Here is a 9,396-nt window from a genome sequence, read left to right on the forward strand (position 1 = left end):
AGTTTTGGTGGATTTGAGTTTGGTTATATATTTGTGTCCGCGCAACGAAGGCGCGGGGAAATGGAGGAAATCATGAAGGAAAGAGAACTCAAAGAGAAATGTTATATGGAAGCGTTGGATGGTTCTATCTCTAACGTTAAAGTTGTACTCAATCATATGAAAAAGATTGATTTACAGGAAGGAATACTTGAAGAAGCAGTACTTAATAAAGATCGTATGCGTACAATTCTTCATCTAGAACTTGCATTAGCAGATTATTGTATTCTTTTAAGAAAGATGAAAGAAAATCAGTTTATTAACTATTTACCTCAGATGAGCAAAGATATTAATGCGCTTATTCATTGTAATCGCTTTGAGTATCATGAACAGATGATTATCGTTTATTCACAAAGAGGAGAAGAGGATATCGATGTTGAACGTTTGATTTCCTTTGGTGAAGAAATCTTAGAAAGTTATGGTTTAAATATCTAATTTTTAAATCATGCTTATTGAATTTCAAAGTGGATAATGCTATTATCTTTGAAGTATACGGAGGATGAAAAGTTATGAAAAAAAGACCTATTGTTTTATGTATTATGGATGGTTATGGATTAACTGATAGAGTAGATGGTAACGCAGTAAAACTTGCTAATACACCTAATCTTGATGATTTAATGGCAATGTATCCAACTACAACTATTAAAGCTTGTGGTAACGCTGTTGGTTTACCTGAAGGACAGATGGGTAACTCAGAAGTTGGTCATATGAATATTGGTGCAGGACGTACTGTTTATCAGTCACTTACTTTAATCAATAAAGCAATTACTGAAGGTACTTTCTTCACAAATGAAAAATTTGTAGAAGCAGTAGAAAACGCTAAGAAGAATGATTCTAAGTTACATATCTGGGGATTATTATCTAGCGGAGGAGTTCACTCTTCAAATGAACATATCTATGCTTTATTAAAGCTTGCTAAAGATGCTGGTTTAACTAAGGTTTATGTACATGCATTCTTAGATGGACGTGACGTAGCACCTGATTCAGCAGTAGACTTCGTTGGTGAACTTGCTGAAGAAATGAAGAAAATCGGTGTTGGTGAAATCGCATCTATTTCTGGACGTTATTATGCAATGGACCGTGATAAGAGATTTGACCGTGTTAACTTAGCTTATGAAGCAATTGTTGATCATAAAGGAAACAGCTTCACTGATCCAGTACAGTTCGTAAAAGATTCTTATACTGAAGAAGTATTTGATGAATTCGTAGTACCTGGTTATAACTCAGCAGTAGACGGTGCTGTAGAAGATAATGATTCAGTCATCTTTGCTAACTTCCGTCCAGACAGAGCAATCCAGATTGCTACTGTTATGACAAATCCTGATTTCTATGCAGATAAGGGATATACACCAGCAACTAAGAGAAATGGTATCTATTTCGTATGTATGATGAAATATGCTGATTCAGTAAATGGTCATGTAGCATTCGCATTACCAGAATTAACTAACACATTTGGTGATTATGTATCAGCTCAGGGATTAAAGCAGTTAAGAATTGCTGAAACTGAAAAGTATGCCCATGTAACATTCTTCTTTGATGGTGGAGAAGATAAGGAAATCGAAGGTGCTAAGCGTGACTTAATCAACTCACCTAAGGTTGCTACTTATGACTTACAGCCAGAAATGAGTGCTTACCTTGTAAAAGATAAGTTAATCGAAGAATTAGATTCTGGAGAATTCGATGTAGTCATCGTTAACTTCGCTAACTGCGACATGGTTGGTCATACAGGTGTTATTCCTGCAGCTATCAAAGCAGTTGAAGTTGTTGATGATTGTGTTGGTGAAGTATACGAAAAGGTTGCTGAACTTGGTGGTACTATGTTAATCACTGCTGACCATGGTAACGCAGAAAGACTTCTTGATGAAGAAGGTAACCCATTCACAGCACATACTACAAACGATGTACCTTTAATCGTAACAAACTCTCACCTTGAATTAAAAGAAGGCGGAAAACTTGGAGACTTAGCTCCAACTATGTTACAGCTTCTAGGACTTGCTATCCCAGAAGAAATGGATGGTACATGCCTTATTAAATAATTGAACTATTAAAGCGAGACGTCTTAGTTTCGCTTTTTTTGTATTTGTGGTAATATAGTCGAAAAGGAGAAATGAAAATGAAGAAATTACTCATTTTATGCCTTACTTTAATACTTTTAGGATGTAGTACATCTTCAGTTAAAAAAAAGAGTGTAAAAGGTATTAAAGAGATACAATATACAGAATTAAAGAAACTCATGAAAGAAGATGTTTCTTTCATGCTTTATCTAGGTCGTCCTGATTGTGGAGACTGTCAGGCCTTTAAACCTATCCTTGAAGACTATCTTAATAAGCATCCAAATGAAGGTGTTTATTACCTCAATATCAAAGCATATCGTGATGCATCACTCAAAGAAGATGCCACCAAAGAAGAAAAAGAGTTCTATAAGAATCTCTATAAAACATTTGATTTTAATTGGACACCCACATTAGAAGTCATCTCAAAGGGTTCTGTACAAAGTAAATATCAGTATCTTGATGAAGACTATTATGCGATTAAGGATCGTAGTCAACAAATCAAAAAGAAAAAAGAATTCATTCAAGAATTCAAAGTATTTATGAATCATTATTTTAAGGAGTAATAACTATGAAATGTCCACATTGTCATAAAGATATCAGACCCACAGATCACTTCTGTCCACATTGCGGTTATGATTTAAGAAGAAATCCACCTAGAAGTACAACTATTCTAGGTCGCATGATGAAAGGTTATTTAGTCATCATGTTACTTACTATTGCGCTTCCTATGGCTATTGTATTCTATAGTCAGTTCTTTACAGGAAAGTCAATTACATCTAATTTCCAGCAGTCAAAACTTTATGAGTTAGGTGAATTAAAGAAATCAGAAGGAGAAGAAGTCTATCACTTTGATTCCTCTAGCGCATTTAAGAAGAAATTTTCTAATGCTGAAACATTCATCAAACCTGCTCAGTCTTATAAGAAATCATTAGAAAAACAGTACGGTAAGACATTTACTGCTACTTACGATTATTCTGTTTATTCCAACAATGATCTCTATACAACTATTACATGTAAGACATCTTTGAATGATGATACAACTCTTGTGATTAAACGTACTTATAATCGTTCAAAGACAGATTCTATTAAAACAATAATCACAAAAGATAACTGTAAAACTTTCAAAGATCTTCTCCAGGAAGACAACAAAGAATTAATCACATCAGTGATTGATCAGCCTACATACAATAAGCTGATGAAAGCTTTCCACAATAAACAAGAAGAATTTGAAACAAATAAAAAATTCTTAGGCCATTATGGCTTAGGTGCTTATATCAATGATAGTAAAGTATCTCTAGTCGTTTACCCGGGAAATAAGTACCAATCACAATTTAAAGCACAAACAGAAGGAAACCATTCTCTTGCTCGTTAACGAGTATTCCTCAGGGAAGTATGCATAATGCATGCTTCCCTTTTTTTAACTCCAATTACAGTCATTGTACTGTTTTATATAGATTCTCTCATGACATATATATGTCTTTTTTTATTTAGTGGAAAGGGAAACAAGATGAATATTGTAAGAAGAATAGGTGCTGTTCTATTATCATTACTTATGATAGTAGGGATCACTACACAAAGTGTCAGTGCAGCATCCTATAAAATGGAATGGCATGGTAAATCTACTGCATATGGCAGTACTGTAGGTAATTTCACAATCGATGGAAGAAGAGCCTGGTGTATTGAACATAAGAAGACAACTCCATCGAATCAAACAATGTCCGGTGATTTTTATACAAGCACAGAACCTAAATATGCGAATATACGTAAGATTATGTATTATGGATGGTTTGGTTATCAGACATGGGATGGTATGAATGGATTAAATGATGATGAAAAGAATGTCATTATGTCCATGGCACTCTCTCATGCTTATTCTAATACAACACTTAAAAAAGGTAAGATTGCTGATTTCTATAATTATGCAACTTCTAAACCTGATCCTTTGAATCAGAATAATCTTTTATTTAGTAAGAATGAGTTAAGTACTTACTATGATCAAAATGCGAGAGTACAGAAAACAGAATCAGTCAGACTCAATGGTCCTAATGGATATCATATCACAATTAGTACTGGTACAAATAAAGCAAAGGTAGTCAATGAAACAAGAAACCAGTCTGGTGAAACAGTAGATATCTATGGTGGAGATACAATGCATTATGAAGCAGATGCGACTTATACAGGACCAGTCTATTCTGGTTATAAGTCAGGAGGTTTCACTTTTGCGCCATTAATTATTCATAATGGCAATAATAAATACCAGCATATTAGTACTTGGTATACACTTCCTCCAGAAGTCACTACATTTGCGAATGCACAGTTCCAGGCAGTGATTGGAAGATTAAAGCTTAGAAAGACAGATGTAGGTGGAAAACTATTAGATGGTGCCATATTCCATGTGACTGGTAATAACTTTGATCAGGATGTGACAGTCACTAATGGTGAAATAGTACTTGATAACTTATTAGTAGGTGAATATACCATTACTGAAAAGAATGCCCCTCATGGATATTTAGTGAATACAGCAACATTTAGCACAACAGTTAATCCAGGAGAAACATCAGAAGTCACTATTACTGATGAAGCCCCTACAGGACAAATTCTTATAAAGAAATCTGATGCAGATGGACTTGTACAAGGTGAAGCGTCATTAGAAGGTGCTGAATATACAGTATATAACTCAGAAAATAAAGAAGTAGGTAAAATCATGACTGATAAGACAGGTCGTGGTCAATTAAATAATCTTGTATTAGGTATTTATACAGTAAAAGAAACAAAAGCACCTGTAGGTTATAACTTAGATCCTCAAACTTATACAGTAGAACTTACTTACAAGGATCAGACAACTTCTATTGTATGGAATCATGTCGAATCTCAAGATAAAGTAAAAGTAGGACAGATTGAAATACTAAAGACTGATACAAATAATCATCCATTAAAGGGTGGAGAATTTGGTATTTATGCGAATAATGATATGTATATCGGTCATACCCTTTATAAGAAAGGTCAGCTTGTGATGTCTATTAAGACAAATGACAAAGGTATCGCAAAATCTGGTAATTTACCATATGGTTCATATTATGTAAAAGAATTATCTGCACCAGATCAAGAAGATGGTAATAAAGAAAACTTTGTCTTATCTGATGAAACACAATATGTTAAGATCACTGGCGATAAGCTGTTCTCTATGACTTTTGTAGATACAACTGTTACTGCATCTAAGAGAGATATTGCAGGTACAGATGAAATCAAAGGTGCAAAGATGCAGGTCACAGATATGAATGGAAAGATTATTGATACATGGACTTCTACTAATAAACCTCATTCAATCAAAGGATTAACTGAAGGACATGACTATATCTTAACTGAAATCACAGCACCTAATGGCTTTGTGAAAGCTGAATCTATTAAGTTTACTGTATCTAAAGAAAAGAAGAATCAAGCAGTTGTAATGAAAGATAAACAGGTTAAGATTTCTAAGACAGATTTAACTGGTGAGAAGGAAGTAGTAGGTGCTCATCTAGAAGTAAGAGATGAATTGAATAAAGTTGTAGATTCATGGACTTCTAGTGAAGAAGCACATTATGTAAGTGGACTTGAAGAAGGAAAGAAATATACACTTATTGAAACAACAGCCCCAGATGGTTATATTAAGGCTGAATCTATCACATTCACTGTATCTAATGAGAAGAAGAATGAAGCATATGTAATGAAGGATGGACAAATCACAGTTTCAAAAACTACAATTACAGGTAAAGAAGAATTAGAAGGCGCACAACTGGAAGTAAGAGATGAATCAAATAATGTAGTAGATTCATGGACTTCTACTCATGTTCCTCATTATGTCAGTGGACTAAAAGAAGGTCAAACTTATACACTTATTGAAACAACAGCACCTGATGGTTATGCGAAAGCAGAATCTATCACATTTACAGTGTCTAATGAGAACAAAACAGTAGTCATGAAGGATGCTGAAATTATTATTAATAAGGTAGATGAAGAAACAGAAGAACCTGTATTAGATGCCCAGTTCTCTGTATTTGATATGGAAGGAAATCTCATTGATCAGTGGATTACTGATGGTAAAGCTCATGCAGTGAGTCATCTAGAAGCAGGTAAAGAATATATTCTTAAGGAAACAAAGACACCTAGAGGATATCAAACAGTAACAGATACTGCATTCACTGTTTCTGGAGAAGAAGATTTATTTTTAGAAATCAAAGAAAAGCCGATATTAGTGAATATCCAGGTGAATAAGGTGGATGCCAAGACAAAACAATTAATCAAAGATAAAGACTTTGAATTCACACTTTACAAAGACCCTGATTGTATTTATAGTATGGTTGCTGCCTCATCAAAAGATGGTAGCGCAACATTTAAAGATTTAAGATATGGTACATACTATATCAAAGAAACAAAAGCACCATTTGGCTACCACTTATCTACAGAAGTCAAGAAGGTCGTCATTGATGAAAATGTGAAGGGCGATACATATACATTTGATTATGAGAATACACCAATAGAAATCATTCAAACAGGTGATCCAACAAATCTATTAATGATAATTGGTTTAGGTTTAGTCTCAATGATTTCTATTATTTTCATTCTTATTAAGAAAGAAAGCTAATATTTAGGACTGGAGAAATCTCTCTCCAGTCTTTTTCTATTAATATGACTTTTTTTTATTGAGACCTTCCTATATAATGGGAAATTAAGGAGGGTGGAACTATGAAAATGGTATTTTGTGATATAGATGGAACTCTTTATCGTGAAAATGAACAGATCTCACCTTTAAACAAAGAAGCCTTAACACGTTTTCGTGATGCAGGCGGTCAAGTTGTTTATTGTACAGGACGTCATATATTAGAAATGAATAAAATCCTTGAGCAGGATGGTTATCCTTTTGATTATCTTGTTTTAAACAATGGTGGGGCAATCCTTGATTCCAATAAAGAAACTCTCTATGAGAAACATATAGAACAATCAATTGGACTTGACATTCTACAATGGGGAGTAGATGCCAATATGTTTGTGCATATGTGTGATGGAAAGAATAGTTATGGTTGTTTTAATCATCAATCTTTTGCACATAGTGATATGGGAAATATACCTATTCCTGACGACTATATGACATTAATGAAGAAAAGTCCTTCATTTCAAATCATTAGCTTAAATCAGGAAGATAATCAGACTGATAGAATTAATATCATTAAGAAAAGAATTGAAGACAAATATGGTGATGATGTTGAATGTCATCCTAATCTTTATTTCCTAGATATTGTTCCTAACAACTGTTCTAAAGGGAGTGGTGTCACTTATCTCAAGGACAAAACAAATGCGATAACCTATACAATAGGTGATTCATGGAATGACCTTTCAATGATTGAAGCAGGAGATCATGGCTGTACATTTAATTATGCACATGATGATATTCAAGAAAAAGCAGATCATATTTATAGTTATGTCTATGAAATGATCGATGATATACTAGGGGGTAAAATATAGTGAGCTGGAGAAATAATTTAAGAGATGTAGAACCTTATGTGGCTGGTGAACAGCCTAAGATGTCTAATCTTATCAAACTAAACACAAATGAAAATCCATATGAACCAGGAGAAAAAGTCAAAGAAGCGATTCAATCTTTTGATCCATTTAAACTAAGACTCTATCCTGATGCAGATGCATCAAAGCTTAAACATTTAATTGCAGAGTATCATGGATTAGAAGATGATCAGGTCTTTTTAGGTAACGGAAGTGATGAAGTTCTCGCCTTAACATTCTTAACATGCTTTAACGGACAGAATCCTATTCTTTTCCCAGATATTACTTATTCTTTCTATCCTGTTTATTGTGAACTGTTTAATATTGATTATAAGACAGTGGCACTTGATGATGCATTTAAGATTAAGAAAGAAGATTATTTTAATAAGAATGGTGGAATTATCTTCCCTAATCCAAATGCGCCAACAGGTGAACTTATGTCTGTAGATGATATCGAAGATATTATCAAACATAATCCTGAGAGTGTTGTTGTGATTGATGAAGCCTATATTGATTTTGGTGGAGAAACAGTCATACCACTCTTAAAGAAATATGATAACTTACTTGTGATTCATACATTCTCTAAATTCCGTTCACTTGCAGGTAGTAGACTTGGTGTAGCTTTAGGTAATAAAGAGCTTGTATCACATTTATATGATGTAAAGAATTCATTCAACTCATATCCAATTGATGCACTCGCTCAGGTGATTGGCGAAGCTTCTATTCAAGACAGTGAAGTGATTAAAGAACATGCGAAAAAGATTATCGCAACACGTGAACGTACTAAAAAAGCCCTTAAAGAAATGGGCTTTACTATGACTGACAGTTATTCTAATTTCATCTTTATTCATCATGATGATTATGATGCAGAACATATTTTTAAAGAATTAAGAAAGAAACATATTATTGTAAGATATTTCAATGCCCCACGTATTAATCAATACTTACGTGTCACTATTGGAAACGATGAAGAAATGGATGCATTCCTAGAAGCTGTCAGAGAAATTATTCAAGCATTTTAAACACATAAGGAAACAATTAATGATATGATAAATACAGATAACGTACTTCTATTTGATCTAGATGGAACAGTACTTAATACCGATGAATTGATCTTCCAGTCATTCAGATATACTTTTAAAAAGCTTCTTCCTGATTACACATTATCAGAAGAAGAGCTTCTCTCATTCTTAGGACCACCTTTAAGAGATTCATTTGCACGTTTCTTTTCAGGTGATCAGGTAGATGAAGCAGTACAAATCTATCGTGCTTATAATCATGAGAAGCATAATGATTATGTTACTCTATACCCTCATGAAACAGAAGTATTAAAAAAACTTCATGAGAAAGGAATAAGAATGGCTGTTGTGACTACAAAATTCAAGGATGCGGCTGTATATGGATTAAAGTGTGCACACTTGGATCAGTATTTTGAAATAGTCATTGGAAGTGATGAAGTCACACATGGGAAACCTCATCCAGAAGCAGTATTGACTGCAATGAAGAAAATGAATGTGAATAAAGGTTATATGATTGGCGATAATGTGACTGATATTCAAGCAGGTAAGAATGCTGGTATTAAGACTATAGGAGTCACTTGGTCTTTAAAAGGCACAGAGGGGCTTCTTGATGAACATCCAGATTATATGATGGAGTCATATGATGACTTATATGATTATCTAGAAAGGATGTAAGTGTGAAACAAAAATCAATCAAAACGTATAAAAAAAGACAAACTTAAAAACAAGTTTGAATAATTTAGAAAAAA

The 9,396-nt window shown here is 33.7% G+C and carries 8 protein-coding genes; all 8 read left to right on the plus strand.

Annotation, left to right across the window (positions count from 1 at the left end; translation table 11 throughout):
• On the plus strand, nt 1-471 hold a 471-nt coding region (locus ABUA27_RS10710), incomplete at its 5' end, for a hypothetical protein (protein ID WP_238634620.1).
• A 74-nt stretch (nt 472-545) separates the two neighbouring features.
• The gene (gene gpmI, locus ABUA27_RS10715) at nt 546-2,072 is read left to right on the plus strand and encodes a 2,3-bisphosphoglycerate-independent phosphoglycerate mutase (RefSeq protein ID WP_349820694.1); all 1,527 of its coding nucleotides are present in this window, start codon (nt 546-548) and stop codon (nt 2,070-2,072) included.
• Between the two features lie 77 nt (nt 2,073-2,149).
• Nucleotides 2,150-2,653 (plus strand): thioredoxin family protein, encoded by a 504-nt coding sequence (locus ABUA27_RS10720; RefSeq protein ID WP_129982289.1) that lies wholly within the window; start codon nt 2,150-2,152, stop codon nt 2,651-2,653.
• A 5-nt stretch (nt 2,654-2,658) separates the two neighbouring features.
• Entirely contained in the window at nt 2,659-3,462 is an 804-nt protein-coding gene (locus ABUA27_RS10725; protein WP_129982288.1) for a zinc ribbon domain-containing protein, read from the plus strand.
• 135 nt (nt 3,463-3,597) lie between these two features.
• Nucleotides 3,598-6,714, plus strand: a complete 3,117-nt coding sequence (locus ABUA27_RS10730; protein WP_349820695.1) for a SpaA isopeptide-forming pilin-related protein — start codon at nt 3,598-3,600, stop codon at nt 6,712-6,714.
• A gap of 101 nt (nt 6,715-6,815) precedes the next feature.
• The gene (locus ABUA27_RS10735) at nt 6,816-7,592 is read left to right on the plus strand and encodes a Cof-type HAD-IIB family hydrolase (protein WP_129982168.1); all 777 of its coding nucleotides are present in this window, start codon (nt 6,816-6,818) and stop codon (nt 7,590-7,592) included.
• Entirely contained in the window at nt 7,592-8,650 is a 1,059-nt protein-coding gene (gene hisC, locus ABUA27_RS10740; RefSeq protein ID WP_129982169.1) for a histidinol-phosphate transaminase, read from the plus strand. The genes ABUA27_RS10735 and hisC overlap by 1 nt, the downstream gene beginning before the upstream one ends.
• A 24-nt stretch (nt 8,651-8,674) precedes the next feature.
• Nucleotides 8,675-9,322, plus strand: a complete 648-nt coding sequence (gene ppaX / locus ABUA27_RS10745) for a pyrophosphatase PpaX (RefSeq protein ID WP_129982170.1) — start codon at nt 8,675-8,677, stop codon at nt 9,320-9,322.
• Nucleotides 9,323-9,396: the final 74 nt, after the last annotated feature.

It is taken from the genome of Catenibacterium sp. RTP21428st1_D7_RTP21428_210409, assembly GCF_040227455.1.
Taxonomy (GTDB): domain Bacteria; phylum Bacillota_I; class Bacilli_A; order Erysipelotrichales; family Coprobacillaceae; genus Catenibacterium; species Catenibacterium mitsuoka_A.